At 66.8% G+C, this 26,907-nt stretch carries 28 protein-coding genes and 1 pseudogene; 6 read left to right on the top strand and 23 right to left on the bottom strand.

The genetic code is table 11. The features are described 5' to 3' along the window. Positions 1–52 precede the first annotated feature (52 nt). The 15 genes and pseudogenes from BLS11_RS09195 to BLS11_RS09130 form a co-directional block, all read right to left on the bottom strand. The gene (locus BLS11_RS09195) at positions 53–1,042 is read right to left on the bottom strand and encodes a DUF4382 domain-containing protein (RefSeq protein ID WP_092536331.1); all 990 of its coding nucleotides are present in this window, start codon (positions 1,040–1,042) and stop codon (positions 53–55) included. Continuing rightward, positions 1,039–1,230, bottom strand: a pseudogene (locus BLS11_RS20005) (hypothetical protein); the annotation flags it as partial. The pseudogene BLS11_RS20005 and the gene BLS11_RS09195, both read right to left, overlap by 4 nt. A gap of 131 nt (positions 1,231–1,361) precedes the next feature. Then, a complete protein-coding gene (gene bioD / locus BLS11_RS09190; RefSeq protein ID WP_092536328.1) occupies positions 1,362–2,030 on the bottom strand; it encodes a dethiobiotin synthase in 669 nt (222 codons plus the stop codon). Beyond that, positions 2,027–3,226 (bottom strand): aminotransferase class I/II-fold pyridoxal phosphate-dependent enzyme, encoded by a 1,200-nt coding sequence (locus BLS11_RS09185; protein WP_092536325.1) that lies wholly within the window; start codon positions 3,224–3,226, stop codon positions 2,027–2,029. The genes bioD and BLS11_RS09185 overlap by 4 nt, the downstream gene beginning before the upstream one ends. 4 nt (positions 3,227–3,230) lie before the next feature. Then, positions 3,231–4,259 (bottom strand): (S)-8-amino-7-oxononanoate synthase BioU, encoded by a 1,029-nt coding sequence (locus BLS11_RS09180; RefSeq protein WP_092536322.1) that lies wholly within the window; start codon positions 4,257–4,259, stop codon positions 3,231–3,233. A 31-nt stretch (positions 4,260–4,290) separates the two neighbouring features. Beyond that, positions 4,291–5,403: a biotin synthase BioB gene (bioB, locus tag BLS11_RS09175; protein ID WP_092537232.1), complete on the bottom strand. Its 1,113-nt coding sequence runs from the start codon at positions 5,401–5,403 to the stop codon at positions 4,291–4,293. A 345-nt stretch (positions 5,404–5,748) separates the two neighbouring features. Next, the gene (locus BLS11_RS09170; protein ID WP_092536319.1) at positions 5,749–6,834 is read right to left on the bottom strand and encodes a phosphotransacetylase family protein; all 1,086 of its coding nucleotides are present in this window, start codon (positions 6,832–6,834) and stop codon (positions 5,749–5,751) included. Between the two features lie 4 nt (positions 6,835–6,838). Further along, positions 6,839–8,932, bottom strand: coding sequence for an acetate--CoA ligase family protein (locus tag BLS11_RS09165; RefSeq protein ID WP_092536316.1), 2,094 nt, complete (start codon positions 8,930–8,932; stop codon positions 6,839–6,841). Between the two features lie 156 nt (positions 8,933–9,088). Further along, positions 9,089–9,379, bottom strand: coding sequence for a DUF7967 family protein (locus tag BLS11_RS09160; protein ID WP_092536313.1), 291 nt, complete (start codon positions 9,377–9,379; stop codon positions 9,089–9,091). 69 nt (positions 9,380–9,448) lie between these two features. Continuing rightward, complete coding sequence (locus tag BLS11_RS09155; protein WP_092536310.1) at positions 9,449–10,708, bottom strand: putative manganese transporter; 1,260 nt, start codon at positions 10,706–10,708, stop codon at positions 9,449–9,451. A 190-nt stretch (positions 10,709–10,898) separates the two neighbouring features. Continuing rightward, on the bottom strand, positions 10,899–11,375 hold the full coding sequence (locus BLS11_RS09150) for a YbaK/EbsC family protein (protein WP_092536307.1): 477 nt from the start codon (positions 11,373–11,375) through the stop codon (positions 10,899–10,901). Positions 11,376–11,551: 176 nt separating this feature from the next. Then, a complete protein-coding gene (locus BLS11_RS09145) occupies positions 11,552–11,836 on the bottom strand; it encodes a DUF7545 family protein (RefSeq protein WP_092536304.1) in 285 nt (94 codons plus the stop codon). A gap of 67 nt (positions 11,837–11,903) precedes the next feature. Continuing rightward, positions 11,904–12,242, bottom strand: coding sequence for a DsrE family protein (locus tag BLS11_RS09140; protein ID WP_092536301.1), 339 nt, complete (start codon positions 12,240–12,242; stop codon positions 11,904–11,906). Positions 12,243–12,518: 276 nt separating this feature from the next. Then, complete coding sequence (locus BLS11_RS09135; RefSeq protein WP_092536298.1) at positions 12,519–13,586, bottom strand: NAD(P)/FAD-dependent oxidoreductase; 1,068 nt, start codon at positions 13,584–13,586, stop codon at positions 12,519–12,521. 115 nt (positions 13,587–13,701) lie between these two features. Continuing rightward, positions 13,702–14,127 (bottom strand): hypothetical protein, encoded by a 426-nt coding sequence (locus tag BLS11_RS09130; RefSeq protein ID WP_092536295.1) that lies wholly within the window; start codon positions 14,125–14,127, stop codon positions 13,702–13,704. A gap of 98 nt (positions 14,128–14,225) precedes the next feature. On the opposite strand from BLS11_RS09130, the gene BLS11_RS09125 reads away from it, so the two are divergent. Both BLS11_RS09125 and BLS11_RS09120 read left to right on the top strand, forming a co-directional pair. Next, complete coding sequence (locus BLS11_RS09125; RefSeq protein ID WP_092536292.1) at positions 14,226–14,510, top strand: DUF357 domain-containing protein; 285 nt, start codon at positions 14,226–14,228, stop codon at positions 14,508–14,510. A gap of 138 nt (positions 14,511–14,648) precedes the next feature. After that, positions 14,649–15,374 (top strand): SOUL family heme-binding protein, encoded by a 726-nt coding sequence (locus BLS11_RS09120; protein WP_092536289.1) that lies wholly within the window; start codon positions 14,649–14,651, stop codon positions 15,372–15,374. Positions 15,375–15,443: 69 nt separating this feature from the next. Here BLS11_RS09120 and BLS11_RS09115 read toward each other — a convergent pair whose 3' ends face one another. The 3 genes from BLS11_RS09115 to BLS11_RS09105 form a co-directional block, all read right to left on the bottom strand. Then, a complete protein-coding gene (locus BLS11_RS09115) occupies positions 15,444–15,962 on the bottom strand; it encodes a GrpB family protein (RefSeq protein ID WP_092536286.1) in 519 nt (172 codons plus the stop codon). Between the two features lie 124 nt (positions 15,963–16,086). Further along, entirely contained in the window at positions 16,087–17,574 is a 1,488-nt protein-coding gene (gene cysS / locus BLS11_RS09110; RefSeq protein WP_092536282.1) for a cysteine--tRNA ligase, read from the bottom strand. 170 nt (positions 17,575–17,744) lie between these two features. Continuing rightward, positions 17,745–18,248, bottom strand: coding sequence for a DUF7523 family protein (locus BLS11_RS09105; RefSeq protein ID WP_092536279.1), 504 nt, complete (start codon positions 18,246–18,248; stop codon positions 17,745–17,747). Positions 18,249–18,417: 169 nt separating this feature from the next. On the opposite strand from BLS11_RS09105, the gene BLS11_RS09100 reads away from it, so the two are divergent. Beyond that, positions 18,418–19,293: a CbiX/SirB N-terminal domain-containing protein gene (locus BLS11_RS09100; RefSeq protein WP_092536276.1), complete on the top strand. Its 876-nt coding sequence runs from the start codon at positions 18,418–18,420 to the stop codon at positions 19,291–19,293. Further along, positions 19,290–20,408, top strand: a complete 1,119-nt coding sequence (locus BLS11_RS09095; protein WP_092536273.1) for a DR2241 family protein — start codon at positions 19,290–19,292, stop codon at positions 20,406–20,408. Before BLS11_RS09100 ends, BLS11_RS09095 begins: the two co-directional genes overlap by 4 nt. A gap of 45 nt (positions 20,409–20,453) precedes the next feature. Here the strand turns inward: BLS11_RS09095 and BLS11_RS09090 are convergent, their stop codons facing one another. From BLS11_RS09090 to BLS11_RS09075, 4 genes are all read right to left on the bottom strand, one after another. Next, complete coding sequence (locus BLS11_RS09090) at positions 20,454–21,146, bottom strand: helix-turn-helix domain-containing protein (RefSeq protein WP_092536269.1); 693 nt, start codon at positions 21,144–21,146, stop codon at positions 20,454–20,456. A 92-nt stretch (positions 21,147–21,238) separates the two neighbouring features. Further along, positions 21,239–21,817, bottom strand: coding sequence for a DUF7524 family protein (locus BLS11_RS09085; protein ID WP_092536266.1), 579 nt, complete (start codon positions 21,815–21,817; stop codon positions 21,239–21,241). Positions 21,818–21,860: 43 nt separating this feature from the next. Beyond that, complete coding sequence (locus BLS11_RS09080; protein WP_092536263.1) at positions 21,861–22,046, bottom strand: methytransferase partner Trm112; 186 nt, start codon at positions 22,044–22,046, stop codon at positions 21,861–21,863. A 161-nt stretch (positions 22,047–22,207) separates the two neighbouring features. After that, entirely contained in the window at positions 22,208–23,539 is a 1,332-nt protein-coding gene (locus BLS11_RS09075) for an adenylosuccinate synthase (protein ID WP_092536260.1), read from the bottom strand. Between the two features lie 241 nt (positions 23,540–23,780). On the opposite strand from BLS11_RS09075, the gene BLS11_RS09070 reads away from it, so the two are divergent. Both BLS11_RS09070 and BLS11_RS09065 read left to right on the top strand, forming a co-directional pair. Further along, positions 23,781–24,086, top strand: coding sequence for a hypothetical protein (locus tag BLS11_RS09070; RefSeq protein ID WP_092536257.1), 306 nt, complete (start codon positions 23,781–23,783; stop codon positions 24,084–24,086). A 22-nt stretch (positions 24,087–24,108) separates the two neighbouring features. Continuing rightward, positions 24,109–24,303: a hypothetical protein gene (locus BLS11_RS09065; protein WP_092536254.1), complete on the top strand. Its 195-nt coding sequence runs from the start codon at positions 24,109–24,111 to the stop codon at positions 24,301–24,303. 51 nt (positions 24,304–24,354) lie between these two features. Here the strand turns inward: BLS11_RS09065 and BLS11_RS09060 are convergent, their stop codons facing one another. Then, the gene (locus BLS11_RS09060; protein WP_092536251.1) at positions 24,355–26,544 is read right to left on the bottom strand and encodes a DUF7527 domain-containing protein; all 2,190 of its coding nucleotides are present in this window, start codon (positions 26,542–26,544) and stop codon (positions 24,355–24,357) included. Positions 26,545–26,907 lie beyond the last annotated feature (363 nt).

Genomic DNA, 26,907 nt, shown 5'->3' with positions numbered 1-26,907 from the left:
TTCCGTCCGCGGGTGACGGTGGAAGAGCGGGTTCGTACCGGGAGCCCTCGTCTCAGTCGTCGGTTCCGGTCGCCGTCGTCGTCGCGTCGCCGCCGTTTTCGCGTCCGACCTCCTCGACCTCGACGTCGCGGCCGGCGACGCCGCTCTCGGAGATGACGGGGAGGAGGTTGTAGGCGTCCGATCGACCCTTCTTCACGACGTTGATGTCGAAGACGAAACTGAGCGTCTCGCCCGGGACGACCTCGAAGGGCTTCGTGAGTTGGAGTTTTCCGCTCGGTATCTTGACGTCGACCGCCTCGCCGTCCACGATTCCCTCCACGTCGGCGGCGTGGAGTTCGATCTTGGCGTACCGGCCGGCTTCCAACTCGCCGTCGAAGACGCCCATCGCCTTCTCGCCGACGACCTGCGTCAGGTCGACCGTCGCGCCGCCGAGGTCGACGACGAAGAAGCCGCGTTCGCCCTCCGAATCGCCGCCTTCCTTCGGTTCGCTGTCCTCCGATTCCGTCGCCGTCTCAGTCGGAGTCGGCGTTTCGGTCGTTGTCGCCGTCTCGGTTGTCTGTGTTGCGGTTGCTGTCGTCGTCTCGTTCGCCGTTCCGGTGGCAGTTCCCGTCGCCGTTCCGGTCGTTCCGGCGTCGGTCGTCGTCGAATCGTCTTCGTCGCCCTCCGTTTCCTCACCGTCGTCGTCTTCCGTTTTTTCCCAGTCGCCCTTGGCGCGGAAGATTCGGGCGCGGTCGAACGACACGTTGAGTTCCTCGAAGTCGTCTATCGCCGCCGGTCGGTCGCTGATCAGCAGTCTGAACGCGCCGGCCTCGGGGGTCGTCTCTTCGGTCGTCTCGTCGTCGCTCGTCGTCTCCGACGGCGTGTCCGCGTCCGTCGCCGTCGCGGTGTCGCCGTCGCCGCCGGACGCCGGCGTCTGTGACGTACATCCGGCGAGGAACGTCGCGCCGACGCCCGTTCCGATCGTCAAGAGGCGTCGCCGCCGGAGGTGCGTCGTCTCCGAGTCGTTCGAGTCGTGGTTCGAAGAATGTCTCTTTTGACTCATCGTTCACCGTTCTCTCCCTCGGAGGGATATAATAGGCGGTCCTTCCGTCCGAATTCACCCGAATAACGGCGGTTCCCGGAGGCCGTCTGGACCGTCTTCCGGGGCGTCCTCTTCCCACGCTCACGCCTCGTACAGGTGAATTTTGTCGTCTTTCGCTCTCGTAGCCTCAGTTCCTCTGTGCTAGCTTGTTCTTCTGATGGTGCCGGATCGAGTCGTCGAGCAGTTTTCGATGCCGCCTAGCCCGTCTCCCGAGAACACGCTTGATTCGCTGTCGTCAGGTAACGAAGGCCAATCGAATCCGTAGTGTCGTACGAGAGGGTCACTCCCTCAGCTGTCTGTGGAGCGGCGGAAGGCTTTCGGCGAGTTTTCGGACGTCCTCTGGCGTCTCCAACTCCGACTCCGACAGCGTCCAGACCGGACAGTCACACATCCGTTCGACTTCCTCGGGATTGGTGCGCTCGGCGACCGACGCACCTTCATAGCGGTTCAGCGCGACCCCGAGGACCGAGATGTCGCGGGCGCGGAGGGCCTCGACGGTCAGCGCTGTGTGGTTCAGGGTGCCGAGCCCCGACCGTGCAACCACGAGTGCCGGCACGTCGAGGTCCGAAACGAGGTCGACGATCTCCCGTCGAGGCTCGTTCGACAGCGGGACGCGAAGCCCGCCAGCGCCTTCCACGACACCGACGTCGGTGTTCGCCATCGCCCCACGGGTGTCCTCCAGTAGCGTCTCGTAATCGATAGGGTCGTCGGCCCGCCGTGCCGCAACGGCGGGCGCCAGCGGCTCCCCGTACGTTCGCAGGCGGACGGCGGCCGCCTCGTCCTCGCAAACACAGCGGACGTAGTCGGCGTCGTCATCCTCCGGAAATCCGGTCTGGGCGGGTTTGATGGCTCGGGCGTCGGTCCCCTGGGCTCGCAAGCGTACGACAAGCGCCGCCGTGACGACTGTCTTGCCGACGCCCGTATCGGTTCCGACGACCGCGACGCTCACAGCAAACCCACCTCCTCGCCGGCGGCCTCGAAGCCGGCCAGACAGCGGTCGATGTCCGCCGCCGTGTGGGTCGCCTGCGGTGCCAGTCGAATCCGGCTGGTGCCCTCGGGGACCGTCGGCGGCCGGATGGCCGGGGCGACGATGCCGTCCTCGCGCAGGCGGTCGTCCAGGGCGAGAGCAGCCTCGCGGTCGCCGACCACGACGGGTAGGATGTGGGTGTCACCCCAGACCTCGTAACCCATCGCTTCGAGGCCCTCACGGAGGCGTTCGACGTTCGTTTTTAAGGCATCGCGCCGTTCGGACGCCAACGCTAGTGCGCGTTCGGCCGCGGCTGCCGCCGGCGGTGCCAGTCCTGTCGAGAAGACGAACGACCGGGCGGCGTTGAGCAGGTGCTCGACGAGCGTCTCGTCGCCGGCGACGAAGCCGCCCTGTGCCCCGAGCGCCTTCGAGAGCGTTCCCAACTGCACGTCGACGCGGTCGGTCAGGCCGCGCTCGCCGACGATACCGCCGTCGTAGACGCCCGTGGCGTGGGCCTCGTCGACCATCGTCCACGCGCCGTAGTTCGTTGCAGCCTCACAGATAGCGTCCAGCGGTGCCACGTCGCCGTCCATCGAAAACACCGAGTCGGTGATGATGAGCCACGAGTCGTCGGGTTCCGCTATCTCGGCACGGTCGGCCATGGCTTCGGTGAGCGCGTTCGCATCGCAGTGGTCATAGATTACGATGTCGGCGCCCGAGAGTCGCGCGCCGTCGACGATGCTGGCATGATTCAACTCGTCGGAGAAGATGACGTCGGGATCCAGCGCGGTGATCGTCCCGACGTTTGCGGCGTAGCCCGACGAGAAGGCCAGCGCGCGCTCGGCGTCCTTCTCGTCGGCCAGTCGCCGTTCGAGCGATCGATGGGCGGGCGTGTCGCCGACGACGAGCCGGGAGGCACCGGCGCCGGTGCCGACCTCGCGGGCCGCCTCGGCGGCTGCCGTTGCGACGCGCTCGTCGCCCGCCAAACCGAGGTAGTTGTTCGCCGCGAAGACGAGTCGCTCCTCGTCGAAAGACGGCGTCTCGCCTGCGGAGTCGTCGGCGACACGGGCACGCGCCGACACCTCCTCGATGGGGTCCAACGACCGACGAAGGTCGGCCCGTTCCCTTTCGCGGAGGCGCGTTTGAAGGTCGAAGCCGTGGGCGTGCTGGTGGTCCATGCCGTCAGAACCCTGGCATCAGATCAGCGGGACCGAAGACGCCGTACTCGCCTGCGCGGTTCCGGCGAACGCCCGCCTTCATGTAACCGAGGGCAGGGCCGTTGACGTTGGCTTCCATGCTCGTGACGTCGTCGAGTTGGAACGTGTTCGTCCCGCGCTCACCGTCGAAGGTTCGACCCGTAACGCTGACGGTGGTCGTCGTCGGCTTCTCGTCGGAGCGGACGTCGAGGATGCCGCCGACGGTGACGTCCTCGGCGTCACAGATGCCGGCCCGTTCCAGGAGGACGTCATCGGCGTGCTCCATATCGTTGAACTCGATGCGGCCATCGTGTTCCTCGACGATCTCCTCGATCTCCTCGTCGGTGAGGTTGCGGGCCGTCTCGATGTCGTAGCCGTCGAGGTGGGCGATATCCTCGCGGACGGTGCCACGGTTGTCCTCGTAGCCCGATTTGAGGCCGACGCCCCACCAGATTTCGACCTCTTCGATTTCGACGAAGGACTGCGCGGCGAGTGCGGCCGCTCCCGTCAGGAAGCCGGGGGTCGCGCCCGCGCCGCAGACGAACGTGATGCCCGAATCCTCGTAGGTCTCCTCGCGCGCGTCGAGGATGTCGATGACGCGGGAGCGCTTGAGTACGTCCACGAGCACGCCTTCGTAGCCGGCTTCGGCGAAACGCTCGCCGACGTTCGGTACGAAGTCGTGCTCGAGGTTCGGCAGGGCGATGAGTACGGCGTCGATGGCGTCCGATACGTCGATGATATCGTCGATGGGCGTTTCGGTGGGATCGGCCTGCGCGGAGGCGGCGACGCCCTTCATCGAACCCGATTGCTTGACGGTCTGTGTGCCGCCGTCGTTTGCGATATTTCCTTCCGTCGCCGCCAGCAGTTCGTCCACGTCGAGGCCGTCGTGGTCGACGGCGACGCCATGCCGGTCACAGGCCGCAACTGGGGTGAGATGGTCTTTCTGTGTGGAGTAGTCGAGTGCTCGTCGACCGATACCTCCGGTACCGAGAACTGCGAAATTGATCTCGTCCATAGTTGGTATGATGGTGTGTCGAAATCGCTGATCAGTCGTCCAGTTCGTTCGTCGCGTTACTCGTTGCGGTGCCGGCGGCGGTGTCCGGCGTCGGCTGGTGGTGCCGTTCCTTGACCTCGGCGGGGTCGAACTCGTTGACCTCGCGGTTCGGCTCCAGTCCGGCCCGCTGCACGATCTCGATGTCGTCGCCGGGGTCTTGGCCTTCCGTCGTGAGATAGTCGCCGGTCAGCAGGCCGTCCGCCCCGGCCTCGAACGGGAGATGTTGCTCGTGGGGCGCGAGGTTGACCTCGCGGCCGCCGGTCAGCCGGACCCTCGAATCGGGATGCAAGAAGCGGTAGACCGCGATGGTCTTGAGGATCTCCGTCTTCGAGATGGAAGCGTGGTCGGCATCGCCCAGGGGGGTCCCTTCGACGGGGTTGAGGATGTTGACCGGCAGCGAGGAGACGCCGATATCCTGCAGTTCGATGGCGGCATCAACCCGGTCAGTCGGCGATTCGCCCATGCCGAGAATGACGCCGGCACAGAGATCCATGCCCGCATTCTTGGCGCGTCGGAGGGTCTTGAGGCGGTCCTCGAAGGAGTGGGTCCCGATGATCTCAGGGAAGTAGCGCCGCGAGGTCTCGATGTTGTGATTGTAGTGGTTGAGTCCCTCGGCGGCGAGTTCGTCGGCCTCTTCCTGCGTCAGCAGACCGAGTGAGGCGTCGACCTCGACATCGGTTTCGTCCCGGACGAGGCGGATGGCCTCGACGATTTCGTCCCACTCGTCGGGCCGGTGTTCCTTCGAGACGCCCTTCTCGGCGACGACGATGCCGAACCGCTGGGCGCCGTCCTCCTCGGCTCGTTTCGCGGCTTCGAGCACCTTCTCCGGCCCGAGAAAGCCGTAGGTGTCGATTCCGGTGTCGAAATGGGTTGACTGCGCACAGAAGCCACAGTCTTCGGCGCAATTGCCCGCCTTGGCGTTGACGATACTGCAGGCGTCGACCGTGCCGTCCGAGTAGTGGCGGCGTACGATGTCGGCGCCCGCGGCCAGCGCGTCGGGCGGTTGGGCGATAAGCGCCAGCCCATCGGTCCGATCGAGGGTTTCGCCGTCGAGAACCCGCCGGACCGCGTCGTCGACCGTCTCGTTTCCCGTCTCGTAAACCACGATAGACATGGCAGTTGACGAGACAATAAATCTACCGGGGCTTAGGGGTCTAGTTGGCGAACGCGTGCGCGGGGCCCGGATCAACAGCCAGGCGCAAAAATAACCTCGAAAAGTTCGATCGGCGTGGGTTTCGGTTTTCGGAAGAACGTCTCGACCGGGAACATCGTTCGTCGGGTGACGCGGTTGCGTCACCCGTACACGTGGTGACTTCCAACGGCTGAGAGTCGACTACCCGAGAGCGATGGCGGTCCAGTCACTCGGACGAGAGGCGACCGACGGCCCGTCGGTCGGCGAACGAGCGACTACTTCCCCTGTGAACGGCGGAAAAGCGGAATTCGGGCCGGTTCAGGACTCTTCGTCCTCGTCGGGGGCGACTTCGCCGACGAGTGCGTCCACGTCGGTGTGTTCGAAGAGCAGGTCGCGCATCAGGTCCACCGTGCGTTCGTCGCGGGTGCGGCCCGAACGGATGACGTCCTCCGCGCGGTCCACGACGGTGAGGGTGTCGCCGTTGACCATCATCACCGGCACGCCCTTCGATTCGGCCTTGCCGAGAACCGCGCCGGAGGGCCGGTGGCCGCCGGTGAGGATGATGGTCTTGACGCCGGGCGCTTCGAGGGCCGCGGTGATTATCTCGGAGCGGTCGCCGCCGGTGATGACCGCGGCGTCCTTCGTGCGGCGGAAGTACCGCAGGGCGGCGTCGCCGCCCATCGCGCCGACGAGGAAGCGTTCGACGTAGGCGTCCGTCTCGCCGCCGGTGACGAGGTTCGCGCCGAGTTCGTCGGCGAGTCCCTCGACGGTGACGCCCGCGAGTTCCTGTTCGCGCGGGACGACGCCGAGGACGGGGATGTCGCGGCCTTCGAGGAAGGGGACGACCTCCTGTTCGAGTTCGTCGAAGGCGCTGTCCGTGACGCCGTTGAAGAGGACGCCCGTCAGTCGGTCGCCGAACTGCTCTGCGGCGGCGATGACGTCGTCTAAGTCGGTCGTCTTCTGGTAGTCGGCGACGAGGAGGACGCCCGCGTCGAGGCGGTCGGCCACGTCCACGTCCGTCAGGTCCACGATGCCGCCGGTGGACCAGACGCCGCCGCCCTCGACGAGCATGAGGTCTTTCCCCTCCGCGAGTTGGCCGAAGTACTCCTCGATTATCTCGCCGAGTTCCTCGCCGTCCTCCTGTCCGCGGATGGCCCCGTCGATGAACGTCGGCGAGTAGACGACGGGCTCCATCTGGTGCATCTCGGCGTCGAGGTCGAGCACCTCGCGCGCCAGCATCGGGTCCTGATCGAGCGTCTTGCCGACGTTCGACTGCAGGCGCGTGCCCTTGGGCTTCATGTAGCCCACGTCGAGGCCGCGTTCGTTCGCGAGTTGGCCGAGCGCGAGGGTGACGGCCGTCTTGCCGGTACTTTCGTGGGTCGAGGTGACGAGTAGCGTGTTCATGGGTCTACAGTTGGTCGGGGTCGACGGTGAGTCGCACGTCCACGGCTTGCACGCCGTCGGGCGTGGCGACCAGCGGGTTGATGTCCAGTTCGAGGATGGCCGGGAAGTCCGTGACGAGTTGCGAGAGGCACTGGATGGTCTCCGAGACGCCGTCTACGTCCACGGGGTCGCGGCCGCGCGCGCCGCGGAGAAGCGGCGCGGAGTCTATCTCTTCGGTCATCTCTGTGGCTTCGGACTCGGAGACGGGCGCGACGCGGAACGTCGTGTCTTCGAGCACTTCGACGAAGATGCCGCCGAGACCGAACATGAGTAACGGTCCGAACTGCGGGTCCTTGTTCATGCCGACGATGGTCTCGACGCCGCTGTCTAAGTCCACCATCTCTTGGACCTGCACGCCGATGATGTTGGCGTCGGGCTGGTAGTTCCGCGCCCGCGTGACGAGGTCCTCGTAGGCGTCGTACACCTCCTCGTCTGCGACGCCGACTTTGACGCCGCCGATGTCGGACTTGTGGAGGATGTCGGGGCTGACTATCTTCATCACCACGTCGCCCTCTATCCCCTCTGCGACTTCGAGGGCGTCGGCGGGCGCGTCCACGATGTCGCCCTCCGGCGTCTCGATGCCGTAGGCGTCCAAGAGGTCCATCGCCTCGACGCCGAGGCGGGTGTCGTCGCGGCCCTTCACGCTCTCGAGAATCTCGCGGGCGCGCTCTCGGTCCACGTCGAACTCGACGGGGTCGTCGTACTCGCGTCGGCTGATGTCGCGGAACCGCGAGAGGGCGTCGAGGCCGCCGACGGCGCGGGCCGGGTCGAAGTAGTTGGGGATGCCGGCGTCGGTGAGCACCTCGGCGGCGGATTCGACGCGTTCTCCGCCCATGAAGCAGGCCGCGACGGGTTTGTCGTGTTTCTCCTGCAGTTCGACGGTGTCCTCGGCGAGTTGCCCGTAGTCGAGGACGGCCGTCGGACAACTGAGGACGAGGGCCGCCCCGACGTTCTCGTCGGCGAGGGCCACGTCGAGAGCCTCGCGGAACCGCTCGTTGTCGGCGTCGCCGACGATGTCGACGGGGTTGAAGATGTTCCCCTCTTCGGGGAGCGTCTCAGAGAACGTATCGAGCGTCTCGTCGGTGAACTCCGCCATCGAGAGGCGGGAGTCGCCGACGGCGTCGGTGGTCATCACGCCGGGACCGCCGGCGTTCGTGATGACGGCGATGTCGTCGTTCTCGGGGAGCGGCTGGTTTTCGAGGACGCGCGCGGCGTCGAACAGTTCTTGGACGGACTCCGCGCGGATGACGCCCGCCTGTTCGAGGCCCGCCTCGTACGCCTCGTCGGACCCCGCGATGGTGCCCGTGTGACTGGAGGCGGCCTGCGCGCCGGCGTCCGTCCGGCCGGACTTCACGAGGACGATCGGCGTGTCGCTCGTGACTTCGCGCGCGGTGTCGATGAACGCCCGTCCGGCGTCGATGCCTTCGAGGTAGCCGATGATGACGTCGGTGTCCTCGTCGTCGCCCCACGTATCGACGAAGTCCGCCTCGTCCAAGACGGCCTTGTTACCCAAGGAGACGACGTCTTTGAAGCCGATTCCCTGGTCGTTGGCCCAGTCGAGCACCGCGGTGATGAACGCGCCCGACTGGCTCATGAACGACATCGACCCCGACGTGGCGTTCTCGGGGCCGAACGTGGCGTTCATGCCGTTCGGCGTGGACATGATGCCGAGGCTGTTCGGGCCGACGAGGTTCATGTCGTACTCCTCGGCGACGGCGGTCAGTTCCTGCTCCCGCGTCGCGCCCTCCGTCCCCGTCTCGCCGAACCCGGCGGTGATGACGACGACGTTCGAGACGCCCGCCTCGCCGGCGTTCTCGACGACGTCCACCGCGATGTGCGGCGGGACGACGACGACGGCGAGGTCCGCCTCGGCGTCGCCGACGCCCGAAACCGCCGGGAGACCGAAAACCTCGTCGTACTTCGGGTTGACGGGGACGACCTCCCCGTCGAAGTCGTCCACGAGGTTCTCCATGATGGCGCGACCGACGGAGCCTTCGCGCTCTGTCGCACCCACCACGGCGATTCGCTCGGGCACGAACAACTCAGATAACTCTCCCATCGCACGACGGTACTCACCCTCACCGCATAAATCCGGGCATGTTCTTTATCACATGGACCGTGAGGGCAGTTCTCGGTCACGGTCTTTGATAATTGTCAACGGATTATTGTTCAAGTGTACAGTTCGAAAGGTGAGCGAGCGGGCGCGCCGAGGCGATCAAATCAGGTCGTCGGGGCCGTACTGTTCGCGGGTTCGCTCGACTTCCGCGGCGTACTGCTCGCGTTGCTCCGGGTCGTCTACGGTGCCGAGGCTTCCGGGCTTCGCCTCTATCGCCGCCGTCGTGTCGCGCACGTCGCCGAAACTCGTCAGCGACCGCTCCTTCCTGAGGTACTTCGACCCGTCGGGCGTCGCGTACACGAGGATGATGATGTTCTGTTCGTCGTCGGAGTACGTCCGTTCGACGAGCCATACCCGCTCCGTCTCGGCGGATTCGGCGTTCTCGGACACGGTGATTCCTCGGAAGAACTGACGGCGCGCGAACAGATACGTCTTCCGTGCGCCGCGGGTCGCCCGCCGTCAGCCGATGACGCCGAAGCCGAACTGCGGGAGCCCGAACACGGCGGTCCACGTCAGGTGGAGTACGACGCCGACGGCGAGTGCGGGCACCGTGGTGTAGATGCTCGCGACGACTGCGGCCGTCTTGTCGATGGCGATGAGCGGAAAGAGGGCGTCGCCGTCCTGACTGATGGCGTTGGCAACGAGCGCCGAGAAGGGGATAGCGCCCTCCGCGTAGGCCGCAGAGAGGACGATTTGCGGGCCGCAGCCGGGGATGAGTCCGAGGGCCGCGCCGCCTATCGGGGCGAGAATCCCCGCGGCGGCGGCGACGGAGGCGATATCGACGCCCGAGAAGACGACGGCGTACTCGTAGACGAGGTAGGCGGCGACGACCCAGACGGTGACGAACGACGTCTCCATCGCCGCGTGCGTGAGCGTCTCGGCGGCGCTCTCGAAGGAGTCCTCGCCCTCGCCGACGCGCCCGTGGCCGACGTAGCGCCGGCCGACGACGTAGAGGAACGCCGACAGCGCGGTCCCCGCGACGCCGACGGCGGTGAAGACGCCAGCGTACGAACCGCCGAGCGTCAGCGGAACCTCCGGCGCGCCGCGGAGCAAGTAGAGGACGCCGACGACGAGGGCGACGGCGGCGGCGACCCACCACGCGCCGAGTGCGAGTCGGGAGACGCGCCGCCCGAGCGACGAGTCGCGCGTCGGTCCCTCGACGGTGCACCCGTCGATTTCGTCGTAGTGGTGGACTTGGTTACCGACGGCGGGGGCCGCCGTATCGCCGGACTGCGTCCGACCGCCCGTGAGACTGCGTCTCGCGCTGCCGCCGTCCGAGACGGCGGGCCGGAGGCTCGCCACCGCGGCGTCCACGCGCCCGACGCCGAATCCGAACCGGTCGATGGCGTAGCCGAAGGTGACGGCGGCGACGAGGGCGATACCGTAGGCGTACAGCGCCGCCTTCGGGGCGAGCGCCAACAGGACGAACGCCGAGTCGCCCGTGGTGGCGACGAGCGTCGCCACGACGGTGCCGAACGAGACGGTGCCGCGGACGTACAGCGGCATCATCACGATAGCGCCGCCGCACCCCGGCGTCAGTCCCATCAGCGCGCCGACCAGCGGTCCGGCGCGGCGGTTCTCCTCTAACCGACGGACGAGTCTCCCGTCCGTTCGGTACTGCACGTAACTGAAGAGGAGAACCGTCACGGCGACGAACGCGCTCACCTGCACGAACCCGTCGCGGACGGACGCCGCGAAGATATCGAACAGTTCAGCCATCCGAATCACCCGCGCCGCGCCGCGGCGTTCGCGTCCGCCGCGGAGAAATGTTGTCCATGTCTCACTAAAGGATTAGACACCTCTAAAAATAAATCTGTGCGTCCGGGCGGAGACTGTGAACTCACGGGAGAAACTGCCAAAAACGAGAGGGACGGGTCCTGTAATCGGCGTGACGACAGAACGGCGGCGCTTACTCGGCTACGTCGGCGGGCGTCGCGTCGGCGAGGCGGCGCAGTTCTTCGGGGGAGACGGGGAACATCGCACTCGGCGTCCCAGCCGCCCCCCAGACGGTGTCGTACTCCGAGAGGGACTCGTCGAAGAGGACGCGGAGGTCGGTTTCGTGGCAGAACGGCGGGACGCCGCCGATGGACCATCCGACCACCTCGCGTATCTCCTCGGGGTCGGCCATCGACACGTCGCCCTCGTCGAGTCCGAGGTGGGCCGCGAGTTTCGCCTCGCTGACCCGGTTCGCACCGCTGGTGACGACGACGACGAGTTCGCCGTCGCAGTCGAAGACGAGACTGCTGGCTATCTGCCCGACGTCGCACCCGACGGCGTCGGCGGCGTCCGCCGCCGTCTTCGTCCCCTCGGGGAACTCCTCGACGGTCACCTCGAAGTCGTACCGTTCGGACGCCTCGCGGGCGAACGTCCTCGCTCTCTGATGCACACTACCGTGTCGCACGGAGCGAAGCGAAAAGTGGTTCGCTTCTCTGCGGCGTCACCGTCGCCGGGAACCTCCGCGTCGCGGCGACGGTGCCGTCGCTCTCCGTCTGAGCGTCTCGGCGGCCGAACCCGGCCGCCGCGATTCGAAATCGTGCGAATATGCGCCGAGAATCGCCCGCGTTAGTGGCTGTGACCCATCGCTTCCGAGAGGGGGACGCCGAAGCGTTCCTCGAAGATGTTCTCCATCTCCTCGTTGAGTTCCGAGAGGTCGGCCGCCGTCTCGCCTTCGCTGTGGTGGACGACGACGTGGGCCTGCTGTGCGAACGCCTGCACTACCAGGTCGCCGACGACGCTCGTCGGTTCCTCGCCCTGTTCGGCGAACACGTCCACGAGACCCTCGGGGAGTTCGATAGATTCGACGTCGCCGTTCGGGCCTTCGATGGTGTAGATTTCCGTATCGACCATACGCTCCGTGGGGCCTCTCGACTTAAGGATGTGTGGGAATCGGAGGTGACCGGTTCGGCGGCGTGAACTACGGGCGGATGTACGCGTAGCCTTCCGTCTGCAGGCGCGTCACCTCGACGGCCCCCTCGGGAACCGTCTCGATGCCGCCGACGAGGTCCGACTCCTCTAAGCCCTTCATCTGGAGGGTGTTGCTGCAGGCCTTGAACTCGACGCCGTCGGCGAGGAGGTTCTCGACGTCCTCGCCTTCGTCCTCCTCGGTCGTCACCCGCTCTATCCCGCCGGCCTGCGCGACGACAGCCACTTGGTCGATGGTTCCCGACTCGTCGTCGACGAGGTTCCGCACGATGTTCAGCGCAGTCTGCTGTTCCGTCTCGTCCGCGGAAACGAGGTGGACTACTGTCTTCATGTACTCGTCCGTCGTTCGGACGCGGGGAAGTCCTCGTGCTTGCACACTGGCGAACGTGTTCGGCGGGAGGCGTTTCGGCCGCGGGCCCGAACGCCCCGCCGATGACGACGGGACGGAGCAGTCGCCGGTCGCGCCGGTTTTCTCGCCTTCGGCGCCGCCTTGCTCCTCGTCTGGCGCGTCGGCGTACGCGTACCTCCTCGTCGGACTGTTGCTCGACGTCGGCGCTCGACAGAAGAGAAATCGGCGGTCGAGAAGCGAGAACGGTCGGTAGCGCGCTCAGTCGTCGGACTCGACGGCCGCGGGTTCCTCTTCGGCCTCGGCGCGCCCGTCGCGTTCGAGTTCTTCGAGGTAGTCGTCGGCGTCGAGTGCGGCCTTCACGCCCATGCCGCCCGCCGTCGCGGCCTGTTGGTAGTGGTAGTCCACCACGTCGCCCGCGCCGAAGATGCCGGACACGTCGGTCGCCGTCTGCCCGCCGTCGGTGCCGCCCTTCGTCTTCACGTACCCCTCTTCGTCGCGTTCGACGCCCGTTCCTTCGAGGTAGTCGGCGTTCGGCGTGTGACCGATGGCGTAGAACACCGCGCCAACGTCGAAGTCGAACTCCTCGGTCTCGGGGTCGTCGAGTTTGTCCGTCGGGTGTCCCTCGGGGTTGCGGACGAGGGTGACGCTCTCGACGCCCTCCTCGGCCGACCCGTGGAGTTCGGTCACCTCGGTGTTGAGCATCAGTTCTATCTCGTCGTCGTCGACCTGCTCTTGGACGCGGTCGACCCAGTAGTCCTCCGCGCGGAACTCCTCGCGGCGGTGGACGAGGTACACCTTCGAGGCGAACTTGGTGAGGAAGCTCGCCTCCTCCATCGCGGCGTCGCCGCCGCCGACGACCAGTATCTTCTCGCCGCGGAAGAACGCGCCGTCGCAGGTGGCGCACGTCGAGAGGCCGTACCCCATCAGTTCGTCCTCGCCGGGGACGCCGAGCGTCCGGGCGGACGCGCCCGAGGCGGCGATGATTGCGTCCGCGGTGTAGACGTCGCCGTTGCTCAGCGTCACCGTGAAGGGGCGGTCATCCGCGTCTACCGACTCGACGATGCCGTGGCGAATCTCCGCGCCGAAGCGCTCGGCCTGTTCGCGCATGTTCTGGATGAGTTCCGGCCCGGAGATGCCCTCGGGGAAGCCCGGATAGTTGTCCACCTCGGTGGTGAGCGTCAACTGTCCGCCGGGTTCGTCCCCCTCCAACACGAGCGGGTCGTTGTTGGACCGCCCGGCGTAGATGGCCGCCGAGAGGCCCGAGATACCCGAGCCCGCGATTATCAGTTTCCGGTGTTCAACGAAATCGTCCGCGTCGTCGCTCATGTCTCAGAATTCGAGACTGCCTCCCTTTTAGGTTCCGCTGTCGTGCGCGCGGCGCGGGGTAACCGGCACGTCAACACATCGCAGGAGAGACCGCTCGTACCGACGGTACCGCGCCTCAGACCGCGTCGGTGGCCGGTCGGACCGCCCCCGCGAGGCGAGAGAGCGTCGCCCCCGCGACGAATCCGAGCGACGCGTACGCGAGGCCGACGAGGAGCGACGGACTCGTCGCCGCCAGCAGAAGGCTACCTGCGGGCGTCGGTTCGAGGCCGCCGAAGTGATAGAGGTCGTACCCCACCGTCGGGCAGAGGCCGACGACCCAACAGACGAGGAGGCCGTCGTTGCGGTACGCGTGCGCCGCGGCGGCGGCGACGGCGACGCCCGCCACGGGGTAGGGGTACCAGACGGCCCCGCCGAGGGCGGAGTGGAGGACGAGTTCGTACGCGGCGAAGACGGCGACGCCGAGGACGGCGGCGAGGGCGACGGCGCGTCGCGACGCGTCGGACTCCCGTCCGAGCAGGAGAGCGTGTAGTGGAGGGCGCATACGGCTCGATTCTCGTCGCGTCGTAAAGTCGTTCCGTGTACGTCGCGCCGCCGACACGAACGGACGGCTTCTTGGTCCGCCGCCGTCCACGGGGAGGTATGCCCGCGGACCTCCACGAGAAGACCGACCGCTACGAGGGGATGTTGGCCGACGCGCTCTCGGAGGCGGACCCCGCCGTCCCGGCGGGGACCCCCCTCGGCGACGCCGCCGAAGAGTGCCGCGAGATGGCGCTTTCGTACCTCGAAGACGGGCGGCACTTCCGCGCGGACGACGACTGGGTGAACGCCTTGGCGTCGTTCTCGTACGGCTACGGGTGGCTCGACGCGGGCGTCCGGATGGGACTGTTCGACGTGCCCGACGACTCGCACCTCTTTACGATGTGAGACGGGCGGACTCACGGCGCGCAAGGGAGAGTCGCCGCACCACTCGCGGGTCGTCCCTCCCCGCTCTCCGCGGCCTCACTTCGTTCGACCACGCGAACGCCCACAAGAGACTATGGTCCGCGCGACGCTTCTGACGGTATGGTCAGAAAGCGCACCCTCGCCTACGGCGGCCTCGCCGCCGCCTCACTCGTCGCCGGTGCCGCCGCGAGAGTCGTCCACGAGAGGCGTTCGACGCCCTCACTCCCTTACGAGTCGGTCGGCACCGTCGGCGGCGCGGAGTTGCGACGCTACCCGACGACGACGGTCGTAGAGACGGTCGCACCGTCCGAACATCAGGCGTTCGGCAGACTCGTCCGCTACGTCTCCGGGAACAACGAAGCCGAGGCGGACCTCTCCCCGCTTCCGACCGTCGTGAGCGAGGGCGAGACGCGCCGTTCGCCCGCCTCGGAGTCGAAGTCGGCGTCGGACGCCGTCTCCGTGACCGCCTCCGACTCCGCCGGCGGGCCCGTCTCCGTGACCGCCCCCGGCGGTGAGGAATCGGAGGCGGACGGCGTCCGGATGGCGTTCTACCTGCCCGAGTCGCACGACTTCGAGTCGGCCCCGCGGCCGTCGGACCCCAAGGTCAGGGTGGTCGAACTCCCGGAACGAACGCTCGCGGTGACGTCTCTCCCGCGGTGGAGCATCGGGAACCGCGCCGAACGCGAGGGCGAGAAACTCCGCTCGACGCTTCGAGAGGGGAGCGAGGACGTACAGGTCGTCGGCGACCCGTTCGTCCTGCGCTACGACGGGCCGGGCGCGTCGTCGTTCCTCCCCCCGAACGAGGTGGCCGTGGAAGTGCGGCGCGTCGCCTCGCGGTCGGAGTGAGCACCGTTCGCGGAACCGGTACAAAGTACGCGTACGGGCAGTGGAGCCTCAGTATCGGTAGAACGGCCCCTATCCGTCCATCGCCCGGTCGAGAACGTCTCGAACGAACTCTCCTTTCTCCTCGGTGTACCTCTCCCTGTTCTCCGGGTACTTCTCCGCCAGTCCCTTCTTTACGGAAGCGTACCGTTCGGCGACGTCAGGGTGTTCACGGAGATAATCCCTGAACGCGATTTTCTCTCTGTAGAAGTCGCTCCCTTGCTCCGTGATCGAGAGGTAACACGTACGGTTCGTGCGCGGCCCCTTGGCAAAGAACAGGCGTCCCTCTACCTCTCCGGGACGATACTCGAACTCGCGTTCTTCGAGTACGGGGACGAGGTCCGTAGCCTCGTCCAGTTCTTCGACGACGGCGAGGACGTCGATTATCGGTTTCGCGGGCATCCCCTCGATAGCGGTGCTACCGATATGCTCGAAATCGAGGAAGCTCTCACCCGCGATGTTCTTCAGTTGCTGTACTTCCTCTTCGTAGAGCCTCGTCCATTCTTCGTCGTACGGCTCCAACTCGACGGTTCCCCGTTCCAGTCCGACCATTAGTTCCGGGAATCAGAGTAACTGCATCAGTTTTGGTATCAATCGTTAATCTCTACGCAGACGGGGTCACCGACTCATGTCGTTCAGTTTCCACTCGTCTCGGAAGGGAAGCCGCCGACGTTCGTCACTCGAAACGGAACGCCGGCCCGTCGTCGGAATCCTGCACCTCGACGCCGAGTGCCGCGAGTTCGTCGCGGAGTTCGTCGGCCCGGTCGTAGTTGCCGGCCTCGCGTTCGGCCTCGCGCACGTCGAGGACGAGTTCCACGAGGTCCTCCGCGACGGAGACGTCGCCGCCCTCCCCGGCGTCGCCGAAGGAGAGGCCGAACACGTCGCCGCCGAGGTCCTCGAACGCCTCGACGGCCTCGCGTAGCGCGCGGTAGTCGTACCGCTCTCGGCCGTCGAGGTGGCGGTTGACCGCCCCGGCGAGTTCCAGCAAGGCGGCCATCGCCTCGCGCACGTTGAAGTCGTCGTTCATCGCCTCGCGGAACTCCGTGCGGACCGTCTCGACGGACTCGCGGAACGCCTCGTCCTCGACCGTCGCGTAGGCGTCCACGCCGTCGAGGGCGTCGAGAGCGGCGTCGTAGGCGCGTTCGAGGCGGTCCCACCGCTCCTCGGCTTCGGCCATCGCGTCCTCGCCGAACGTCTGCTCGGACCCGTACGCCGTCGAGAGGTAGAACGTCCGAATCACGTCCGCGCCGAACTCCTCTAAGGCGTCGTTCACGTAGAAGAAGTTACCCAGAGAGGAGGACATCTTGTCGCCCTCCGTCTGGAGCAAGCCGACGTGAAGCCAGTAGCGCGCGAACGTCTGGCCCGTCGCCGCTTCGCTTTGGGCCACCTCGTTCTCGTGGTGCGGGAAGACGAGGTCACGGCCGCCGACGTGGATGTCGATGGTCTCGTCTAAGTGCGTCATCGACATCGCCGAGCACTCGATGTGCCACCCGGGACGGCCCTCGCCCCACGGCGACTCCCACGTCTCGCCGCACGGTTCGTGGACCGGTCCGAGTTCGTCGGGGCGGTGTTCCGCCACGTCGTCCGGCGAGACGGCACCCGCCTTCCAGAGGGCGAAGTCCGAGGGGTTGCGCTTCTCTCTGCGTTCGTCCTCGGGGCCTTGAGACTCCATCTCCTCTATCTTCTGGTTCGAGAGTTTGCCGTAGTCGTCGAACGCGGAGACGTCGAAGTACACCGACCCGTTGGACTCGTAGGCGTAGCCCTTCTCTATCAGCGTCTCGATGAGGTCGATAATCTGGGGAACGTGCTCCGAGACGCGGGGGTACACCTCCGCGCGCTTGAGGTTCAGGCCGCGCATGTCGCGGATGACGTTCCCGGTGAAGTGCTCCGCGACGTCGGCCTCGGAGTCGCCCAGTTCGTCGTCGCCGATTCTGGCGGCTATCTTCTCGTTCACGTCGGTGAAGTTCTCGACGTGGTGCACGTCGTACCCTTCGTGTTCCAGCCATCGGTGCATCACGTCGGCGTGCATCCACAGGCGGGCGTGCCCGAGGTGCGCGTCGTCCGAGACCGTAAGCCCACAGACGTAGAGCAACACGTCGTCGTCTGCTCGTGGCTCGAACTCCTCGCGTTCGCCCGTCAGGGTGTTGGTCACGGACAGCGTCATCGTCGCGGATTTGTCTGCGTTCGGTGTTGAATGCGTCGGTAGCGTTGCCGAACGAAGTGAGGCGACGAAAACGCGAACGGGGAACGGAGTGACCCGTGAGCAACGGTAGCGTTGCCGAACGAAGTGAGGCGACGAAAACGCGAACGGAGGAACCGAAGAGAGACGGAGCGCTACCGAGCGACTTCGTGAAGCGCCCCCTCGACGATTCGGAGGGCGTTCGCGCCCTCCCGCCGCGGGACGACGATAGCGAGTTCGTCGTCGGCGACGCCCGCGGCGTCCACGACGACGTCTTCGGCCGCGAGGCGGTCCACGGCGGCCGAGAGTGCGCGCGCGTCCACGTCGCCCTTCGCGACGAGGGCGGTCATCGGCCCGTCGGCGGCGACCATCTCGACGCCGCCGACGGTCACCACCCGGTCGTCGGCGTCGGCGGCCTCCACGTCCTCGCCCGCGAGGCCGACACCGCTTCGCATGCGCACCGTCGCGTCGCGGTACTCCGTCGTCAGGTCGGGGAGGTCGTCGGCGAACCGGCGCAGGGCCGTCGCCACGGAGTCGGTGTCGCCCTCCACGTCGAGCGATTCGGCGGCGGCGGTGTAGTTGACGACGCCCGCGCGGAGGGCCGAAAGCAGGTAGGGACGTTCTCGCACGGCGTCGCGCGTCTCGGCGGCGAGTGACATAGCAGGGAGGTGGCGAGACGGGATAAAAAATCCCGCGGCGCGTCGGCCCGCGGGCGACCGCCCCTCACTTAGTCTATGATGAAGGCACTCCGAATTTCGGCTTCCGTTTCGACAAAATTCCTTTCGGAGATGCGAAGTCCCTAAGGCGGTGCTGTCGTAACCTACTCGTATGCAAGCGCTGGTCATCGTGGCGCACGGGTCGCATCTCAACCCGGACTCGCGCGCGCCGACCGAGAATCACGCCGACACCATCCGCGCGGCGGGGGCGTTCGACGAGGTGAAGACCGGATTCTGGAAGGAAGAGCCCCACCTCCGGGAGGTTCTCCGGACGGTGGAGTCCGACGAGGTGTACGTCGTCCCCCTGTTCATCAGCGAGGGGTACTTCACCGAACAGGTCATCCCGCGGGAACTCCGCCTGGAGGGGTGGGACGTCTCCCAGTGGGAGTCGAACGGCCTCGACGCCGACACCGCGACGTTGGAAGCCGAGGACACCGGACAGACGGTCCACTACTGCGGGCCCGTCGGGACGCACGAGGCGATGACGGACGTTCTCGTCCGCCGCGCCGAGACGGTGACGGGCGACCCGGACGTCGGCGAGGGGTTCGGTCTGGCCGTCGTCGGCCACGGCACCGAACGGAACGAGAACTCTGCGAAGGCCATCGAGTACCACGCCCAACGCGTCCGCGAGATGGACCGCTTCGACGAGGTGCAGGCCCTCTACATGGACGAGGAACCAGAGGTGGACGACGTGACGGACTACTTCGAGTCCGACGACGTGGTGGTCGTCCCCCTGTTCGTCGCGGACGGGTTCCACACGCAGGAGGACATCCCCGAGGACATGGGCCTCACCGACGACTACCGGACGGGGTACGACGTGCCCGCGGAAGTCGACGGCCACCGCATCTGGTACGCCGGCGCCGTCGGCACCGAGGGCCTCATGGCCGACGTCATCCTCGAACGCGCCGCCGACGCCGGCGCTGACGTGGGTGCCGCGATAGACGCCGTACGGAAACGCACCCGAGAGACGCAGGCGGCGGGGGACTGACCGTGCGCGACTCGCAGTTCGAGGCGCTACTGGACGCCGCCGAGTCCGAACCCGTCGAGTTCGACGGCCTCTCCGTCGCCGCGAGCGAGGGGGAGTACAGCCTCGAAACGCCCGAGCAGTCCCGTCACGGCCTCTCGGAGTCGGAACTCCGCGAGGCGGCCGAAGACGCCGCGGCGTACGTGACGAACTGGCACTACTGGGAGCGAACGGTCGGCGCGGGGCGGCACCGCCGGGCGTTCCTCCGGTGGGTGGAGGGCGCGGCGGAGCACTCGGTGCCCGAACGGTACGAGGCCCTCGAACGCGGCGTCGCCGTCGAGTGGGGACAACTCGCCGTCTCGGTCGAACTCGGGCCGGACGGCGAACGGCGGTACGACGTCCGCCACGTCGAGGACGCCGACGCGTCCCCCGAAGAACTCGACGTCTACGAGGACCCGTTGGACCTCCGCGAGGTGACGACGTACGACGAACGCGGCCGGTACCGGCCGCTGAAGACGGCTCCGACGCTCGTCTCAGGGTGGGCGCTTCCGGACGTCGACGGGCGCGACGCCGTCGAAGCCGTCGATACCGTCTACCCGGCGACGGTGGCCAACTGGAACCTCGAACGCGAGGGCGAACTCGACGTGAGTCACTGGCGGGACACCGCCGAGCGTCAGACGGGCATCTACGACATCGTCGACGAACTCCCGCGGGAGGCAGTCGAGTGGGTCGCAGAGACGTGCTGCGTCGATTCGCAGTGTCTCAGGCGGCGCGAGTGGGAGTTCGACGAGGGCGAGGAACTCGACGCCGACGGCGGCGACGGGCCGTTCCCGTGCCGCGAACCCTGTTCGCTCGTCGTCGCCGCCGCGCGGCAGTGGACGAAGTTAGAGCGAGAGGAGACGCGGACGTACGAGTTCGAACTGACGCCCTCCGAGAAGGAACAACTCGAAGCCATCGTCGACGCCGTCGCCGACGGCCGCACCGAGGAGATTCGGGAGGCCGACGTGTACGAGGGAGCGAACCGGTACCGCGCGCGCTACCTGCGCGCCAAACGCTTCGACGAGGAGGGCAACCTCTCGGGCACGCCGACGCACCCCGACGGGGACGGCGAGGCCGAACCCGCTCACGGCGACGACTGAGGCCCGAGGCGGCGACGCCACCGCGGCGACTCGCGCCTCGCGGGCCTACCGCCCGTTCGAGGACGGCTCCGCCGGTTCGGTGCGAGTCAGCGTCGTCTCGACGAGTTTCTCGACGCCGCCGCGGACGCGTTTCGAGACGGCCTGCGGACTGACGCCTAGCTCCTCCGCGAGTTCGCCGAGCGACGCCCGACTGGGCGTCTCGAAGTACCCCCGGCGGGCGGCCAACGCCACCGCCTCGCGTTGCTTCTCCGTGAGTCGATTCTCGCCGAGCGACGGGGCCGTCTCCGAGTGTATGCGGTCTATCTCGACGTTGGCACCGGCCTCGCACACCGCCGTCTTCAACGCCTGTAGCGCGTCGTACGACGGGAAGCGAGCCTCGATGTGAGCGCCGCGAACCGTCCGAGACGAGTTCAACACGGTGATGTCGTTGTCGCGGAAGAACGGGTACAGCATCTGCCACTCGGCGGGGACCGGTTCGCTGACGACTCGGTAGAGGCGGCGGCTTCCCACGTCGGCGAGCCTCCTGAACTCGTCGACCGTCGGGTCGTTCGTCAACGCGCGTTCGTGTTCGTCGAAGTCGCACCCCGAAATCCAAGAGAAGAACACGTACCGCCGCTCACCGGAGGCGTCCTCGATGTAGTGGTAGTTTTCGAGCGTGCTGTGCGCGTCCGGAACCGCGTCGAACGTCGCCTGAAACAGCGGGGGGTCGAGGATAGTGACCGTTGCGACGAAGCTCACTGGGTCGTGGTAACGGCCCGCCGGAGTATGAACGCTACTCAGGGAAAACAGACAGTCAGTGGAGGTTACCGTCAGCTCCGCCGAGTCGGCGGTCAGCGGATGAGGAACGCCGTCGCGACGAGCATCGCGCCGAGGACGACGCCGACGCCGAGGACGAGTGCCGTGCTATCGACGGTGGCGACGACCACGGCGGCGACGAGGAGAGAGAGACCGACGAGGCCGAGAAACGGAACGACGGTGCGCGAGGGGACGGGAATCGCCTCCCGCAGTTCGTCGACGGGGGAGGATTCGGGCTCCCTCCGCGGCGGCCGGGAGAACTCCTCGTCGACCTCGACTTCGGATTTCTCCGCCGCGGCGGGGTCGAGCGTCACGCGGACGTGCGCCTCCTCCGCGCCGTACCCGGTGACGACCCGGAGCGTTCCGGTCACCGGTTCCGCGCGCGAGGAGGCGCCGACCCGGACGCGTTGCGTCCCGCCCTCCTCGACGTAGTGGTTGCCGCTTTCGAGTCGCGCCGCGGCGGAGAGCGCATCGTCGAGATGGACGTGTACGTGGACCGCCGCGCCGGCGTTCTCGAGGACGACCACGAACGGGCCGTCGGCCTCGAACTCGGGCGGCGCGGTGATGGTGTGGAGACCCTCTCCGTTTAGTTCGACTCTCAGCGACTCTGACACGGTGTGTCCCTCTCGGCGTGTAGTGAAAAACGTTCAGGTCCGACTAGTCGTCGCGCATGTCCGGCGGCAGCAGATTCGGGATGCCGTCCTCGATGGGGTAGACCTCTCCGGTGACCGTCCCGACGAGACGGCCTTCGAGTATCTCGTCGCCGTCGCGTTCGTCGACCTCCAGTTCGAGATCGCTCTTGTCGAGGGGGTCACAGAGGATGTCCATCAGGGATTCCTTCATCGTGCGACGGATGGACGGGGTGAAACAAAAGGGTACGGATTCTCCGATTCGACGGAAGGGAGGCGCGAAGTCGGGGACGAACGCCGCCGTTCGGTGACGGCGCTCTCACCGACACGGTGCTCGTAAAAATCGACGCGGGGTAAGCGGTCGAACGGACCGACTTACCGCTCGAAGGGGTTGACGAGTTCGACGGTTTCGGCGCGGTCCGGGCCGACGCCGACGGCGTAGACGGGCACGCCCATCTCCTCGGTGAGGTAGTTGAGGTACGTCCGGGCGTTCTCGGGGATGGCGTCGTACCCCTCCTCGGCGACGGCGGTCCAGTCGACTTCCGGCCACGGTTCGAACTCGCGGAGGGTCGGTTCACAGTCCGCCCACCGTTCGGTCGTCGCGGGCATCGTCAGCAGTTCCTCGCCGTCTAACTCGTAGGAGTGGCCCACCTTCACCTCGTCCAGTCCGGCGAGGACGTCGAGATGGTTGACGGCGATGCCGGTGAACCCGCTGACGCGCGCGGCGTGGCGGAGCATCGGCATGTCGAGCCAGCCGATTCGGCGGGGGCGACCGGTGACGGTGCCGAACTCGCCGCCCTTCTCGCGGATGAAGTCGGCGAGTTCCTCCTCGCGTTCGTCGTCTTTCAGTTCGGTGGGCATGGGCCCCTCGCCGACGCGCGAGAGGTACGCCTTGACGATGCCGACGACTTCGCCCCGCCCGACGACGGTCGGACCGACGCCGGTGCCGGTGGACGCGCCGCCGGCGGTCGGATTCGAGGAGGTCACGTACGGGTAGCTCCCGTGGTCGATGTCGATGAGCGTCCCCTGTGCGCCCTCGAACATCACCCGCTCGCCGGCCTCGCGGCGTTCGGCGAGGAAGTCGCCGCAGTTGACGGTCATGTTCTCGGCTTCGAGCCGTTCGCCGACTTCGACGAACTCCTCGAAGAGGGCTTCGACGTCGCACTCCTCGCCCGCTTCGAGGCCGTACACGTCCTCGATGAGGGCGCGCTTCTGCGGGACGACGTACTCCAGTCGCTGCCGGAGCACGTCGGGGTCCAGAAGGTCGCCGACGCGGATGCCGCGGCGTCCGACCTTGTCCTCGTACGTCGGGCCGATGCCTCGACCGGTCGTCCCGACGGTCATGTCCGAGTCGGCCTTCGCCTCCTCTTCGATACCGTCGAGACGGCGGTGGTACGGCATGATGACGTGCGCGCGGCGCGCGAGGCGGACGTCGGGGTCGAGTCCGCGTTCGCGCAGCGAGTCTATCTCCGAGAAGAGCGTCCGCGGGTTGATGACGCACCCGTTGCCGAGGACGCCGACCTTCCCCCGAACCGCACCGCTCGGGACCAGCGACAGCTTGTACTCGGTTCCGTCTTCGACGACGGTGTGGCCAGCGTTGTCCCCGCCCTGATAGCGGACGACGACGTCGGCGTCTCCACCCCAGAGGTCGACGAGCGCACCCTTGCCCTCGTCGCCGAGTTGGGAGCCGACGATTGTGACGGTCATGGTCGGCGGTTCATCCCCCCTGATTAAACAGATTACGGTCCCGCACCGAGAGATATACACGTATGTGTAACTCAAACCTAATCGAGGGGCTGCGCTACGCACTCATGTGCATTTTCCCCGCGAGAACCACACCCAAACCGTTATCTACACCTCACGCGAAACGAGAGTCATCGCGTGCGGTCCTATCGAGCAATTGGAGAGGGCAACTTTTAAAACCTGCAAAGACAAGTTAACAAATGCCATGATAGACCGACTTGAGAAGGAAGTGGACATGTTGGAGCGGCACCTGCAGGTTCTGAAGATGGTCATCGAGAGCGAACCTATCGGTATCGTGAAGATGTCCAACGAGACGGGCTACCCGCACCACAAGGTCCGCTACTCCCTCCGCGTCCTCGAAGAGGAGAACCTCATCGAACCGTCGAGCCAAGGCGCAATCACGACGGAGCGCACGGCCGAGTTCGTCGACGAACTCGACGAGAAGCTCGACGAAATCGTCGACAAGCTGGACTCGATGAAAATCGAGGAAGCGGCCGAGATAGAGGGCTAACGCGACCTTCTGCAGATACGGAGTGCGCCGTGCGACGCCTCCGTACAGCGACTGCACCGCGCCGCCGCCGCCGCACCTCTCTCTTTTCGGCGACGCCGGCGCATCGCACGGGTACCACCCCGGACTGACCGCCGAGAGCGGAACCGACGCGAGTACCGACCCGAGCGACTCGCTTCTCGTCGCGGACCGCTACCGCACCGCTTGCTACGCGCCGTAGTCGCGACCGGCGTACCTCGGGAACCGCGAGAAAACCGGGCAGTTCGCCGACTCAGAGGTCGGGGACGTTCACGTGGAACTCGTTGTTCCGCGCCTCGACGAGACAGAGGTGAAAGCCCTGCTTGCGCGAGAGCTTCACGAACGACTTGCGCTTCGACCGCGAGAGGAACCCGCCGCCCGTCTCCTCGGAGACGGCTTCGAGTGCCTCGGGGTCGAAGAACGACTCGGTGACGTAGAACGCCGTCGAGAAGCCGTCGTCGCCCTCCGCGACGGTTCGGGCGTTCTTGATGAGAGAGCCGACCATCGCCTGCGTCGTCGCGTTCCGCGAGGTGTTCATGTCCGCGACGAACAGGGCGTCGCCCATCTGGTCGCGGAAGATGACGTCGAAGTCGCGTTCCTCGACGCCCTCCTCGGTTTCGACGCCGACCGTGCCGTGGAGTTCGACGCGGTCTATCTTCGGTATCGCGTCGAACAGTTCCCGCAGCGAGTTTCGGTTGCCCGTCTCGCCGATTTCGTACAGGAGGTCGGTGACGACCCACTTGGCGAAGCCGTACTCGGTGCTGTCGTGGAGGAACTCCGCGTACGGTTCGCCCTCGACGCCGAGTCCCTCGGTGTCGAACGTCGTGTGGTGTTCGAGTCTGAGGTTGTCGTTGACCTCCTCGCGCGTCACCTCGCCCTTGTGGGCGCGTTCCAGCGTCGCCTCGCCCTTTCGGTCGTAGCGGACGAACAGGTTCGTCCCCGAGAGCGCCTGCTTCGGCGGCATCGACTCCTCGGCGACGAAGCCGCCCGACTGCGCTTCGAGTCGTTCCGTCAGGCGCTCGACTTCGGCTTCGAGCTCTTCGACTCGCGCCTGCAGTTTCTCGGCCCGTTCTCGCTGTTCGTCGCGTTCCTCCTTCAGGTCGTCTCGCTCGGCTTCGAGCACCTCCCGCCGCTTCCGAACCGCTTCAAGCTTCTGCTTCAGCGCTTCGGCGGGTCCGCCGTCCGCCGACTCGCCGCCGCTCTCGGCCGTCGACGACTTCGAGACGCTCTCGGACGATCTCTCGCGCTTCGACGCGGCCGCCGAGGACGAACTACGGGAACGCGACACCGACTGCTTGTTCTGCCGCCGGCGCTTCTGGGCCGCCTGTTGGCCGCCCCCCTTCGACCGACTGCGGGACTTCGTCGCCGCCTCGGACCCGTTCTGCGTACTCGACTCCGAAGGGTCGAGCGACGGGATGGAGCGCGCTTCGCGCCACTTCTCCTCGGCGGAGAAGGGGTCTTTGTCCGACCCGGACGCGTCGCCTTCGTCCTCGTCGGCCGCGTTCGACGACGAGCGCCGCCGTTGCGCGCGTTCGGCGGCGCGCCGCTTTTGTTCGCCGTCGTCGTCGGCCGAACTCACCACCTCGCCGGACTCGCTGCCCGAACTCGGGGTCGTCCGCGCGCCCGCGGCGTCCGTCGTCGCCGCGTCGGGGGTCGCGTCCGCCTCTGCGGCGTCCGGCGCGTCCGTCGCGTCGGCGGTTTCCGTCGTCGAGGCGGGGTCTGCGGCGTTCGGCGACTCCTCCGGCGTCTCGTCCGCCTCGGCGGGTCCGTCCTCCGCCGCGTCGGCGTCGGCGGCCGTCGGTTCGTCGGGCGACTCCTCGTCGGCGGCGTCGGCGACGGAGGCGTCCGGTGCGAGCGTCGCGTCGTCGTCGCTCTCCGGTTCGTCGGCGGCGGCGTCCCCTTCGATTTCGGGGAGTTCGACGACGTCGATGTCCGCCTCCTTCACCTCGTAGATGCCCACCTCGTCGTTGGCCTTCTCGAACGCCTCGTCGCCGGTGACGAGGCGGCGACTGCTGCCGACGAACGCCGCGCTCATCGACTTGCCGCCGTGGTAGACGACGTAGTAGTCCCCCGAGAGGACGTTCTCGCTCAGTTCGATGTACCCGGTGAACCCGCCCGCAGAGAGCGTCGAGTCGGCGTCTTTGAGGGGCGTCTCGTTCGTGTAGTACTTCGCTCGCGTCTCGCCGCCCGTCTCCATCATGGTAAACAGAAGCGGAAGCGACGCGTCGGGCGCGCGGTACGCGGTCAGATCCGCGTCCTCGAAGTCCTCGATACTCCCCTCGAAGACGCCGATAACGCGTCCGTTGAGTACAAACGCCCACGTCATGCCCGTCGAAACGGCCCCGGTGAAATCGCCGTCGGCGAGGCGGTGGAGTCCCTCGTACCCGCCGTCTACGGAGACCGCGTCCCACTCGGTCACCGAGTCGATGATTTGGCTATCCATTTGTCGGTATATCACAGAATGCGAATCAAATACTTTCCGGAGGATTTCGCCCCCGAACCTCCGATTTGCGTCGGACGCACGTCATATCCGGCGGAGGTAATGCGCGGTCGGCGCACAGCCGCGGCGGGCCGCTCACCGAAAAAACCGCACGACGCCGCCGCCGTCGGACGGATTCGGAGCTTCGACGTGACGGCCCACTGAGAGGTACGTTCCCGCCGCGGACGGCTCTCGGGGTGCGCGCGCGACAGACCCGCCGCGCGCACCGACGCGCGGCGGGATAACGGCGTTCTCGCTCCGCGCTCCGGGGACGGCTCCGGCGACGGCGCGACCGAGACACGAGGATTTTTGTCAGGGCCAAATTAT

Origin of the sequence: Halopelagius longus (assembly GCF_900100875.1) — an archaeon.
Lineage (GTDB): Archaea > Halobacteriota > Halobacteria > Halobacteriales > Haloferacaceae > Halopelagius > Halopelagius longus.
The sequence above is the reverse complement of the archived record's forward strand: the minus strand, read 5'-3'. Positions and strand labels throughout refer to the sequence as shown.

Excerpts from the sequence above, each read along its gene's own strand:
- BLS11_RS09195 (WP_092536331.1), bottom strand. The coding sequence starts at position 1,042 with ATGAGTCAAAAGAGACATTCTTCGAACCACGACTCGAACGACTCGGAG.
- BLS11_RS09185 (WP_092536325.1), bottom strand. The coding sequence starts at position 3,226 with ATGGACCACCAGCACGCCCACGGCTTCGACCTTCAAACGCGCCTCCGC.
- BLS11_RS09180 (WP_092536322.1), bottom strand. The coding sequence starts at position 4,259 with ATGGACGAGATCAATTTCGCAGTTCTCGGTACCGGAGGTATCGGTCGA.
- BLS11_RS09170 (WP_092536319.1), bottom strand. The coding sequence starts at position 6,834 with ATGAACACGCTACTCGTCACCTCGACCCACGAAAGTACCGGCAAGACG.
- BLS11_RS09165 (WP_092536316.1), bottom strand. The coding sequence starts at position 8,932 with ATGGGAGAGTTATCTGAGTTGTTCGTGCCCGAGCGAATCGCCGTGGTG.
- BLS11_RS09155 (WP_092536310.1), bottom strand. The coding sequence starts at position 10,708 with ATGGCTGAACTGTTCGATATCTTCGCGGCGTCCGTCCGCGACGGGTTC.
- BLS11_RS09145 (WP_092536304.1), bottom strand. The coding sequence starts at position 11,836 with ATGGTCGATACGGAAATCTACACCATCGAAGGCCCGAACGGCGACGTC.
- BLS11_RS09140 (WP_092536301.1), bottom strand. The coding sequence starts at position 12,242 with ATGAAGACAGTAGTCCACCTCGTTTCCGCGGACGAGACGGAACAGCAG.
- BLS11_RS09135 (WP_092536298.1), bottom strand. The coding sequence starts at position 13,586 with ATGAGCGACGACGCGGACGATTTCGTTGAACACCGGAAACTGATAATC.
- BLS11_RS09130 (WP_092536295.1), bottom strand. The coding sequence starts at position 14,127 with ATGCGCCCTCCACTACACGCTCTCCTGCTCGGACGGGAGTCCGACGCG.
- BLS11_RS09125 (WP_092536292.1), top strand. The coding sequence starts at position 14,226 with ATGCCCGCGGACCTCCACGAGAAGACCGACCGCTACGAGGGGATGTTG.
- BLS11_RS09120 (WP_092536289.1), top strand. The coding sequence starts at position 14,649 with ATGGTCAGAAAGCGCACCCTCGCCTACGGCGGCCTCGCCGCCGCCTCA.
- BLS11_RS09115 (WP_092536286.1), bottom strand. The coding sequence starts at position 15,962 with ATGGTCGGACTGGAACGGGGAACCGTCGAGTTGGAGCCGTACGACGAA.
- cysS (WP_092536282.1), bottom strand. The coding sequence starts at position 17,574 with ATGACGCTGTCCGTGACCAACACCCTGACGGGCGAACGCGAGGAGTTC.
- BLS11_RS09105 (WP_092536279.1), bottom strand. The coding sequence starts at position 18,248 with ATGTCACTCGCCGCCGAGACGCGCGACGCCGTGCGAGAACGTCCCTAC.
- BLS11_RS09100 (WP_092536276.1), top strand. The coding sequence starts at position 18,418 with ATGCAAGCGCTGGTCATCGTGGCGCACGGGTCGCATCTCAACCCGGAC.
- BLS11_RS09080 (WP_092536263.1), bottom strand. The coding sequence starts at position 22,046 with ATGAAGGAATCCCTGATGGACATCCTCTGTGACCCCCTCGACAAGAGC.
- BLS11_RS09075 (WP_092536260.1), bottom strand. The coding sequence starts at position 23,539 with ATGACCGTCACAATCGTCGGCTCCCAACTCGGCGACGAGGGCAAGGGT.
- BLS11_RS09070 (WP_092536257.1), top strand. The coding sequence starts at position 23,781 with ATGATAGACCGACTTGAGAAGGAAGTGGACATGTTGGAGCGGCACCTG.
- BLS11_RS09060 (WP_092536251.1), bottom strand. The coding sequence starts at position 26,544 with ATGGATAGCCAAATCATCGACTCGGTGACCGAGTGGGACGCGGTCTCC.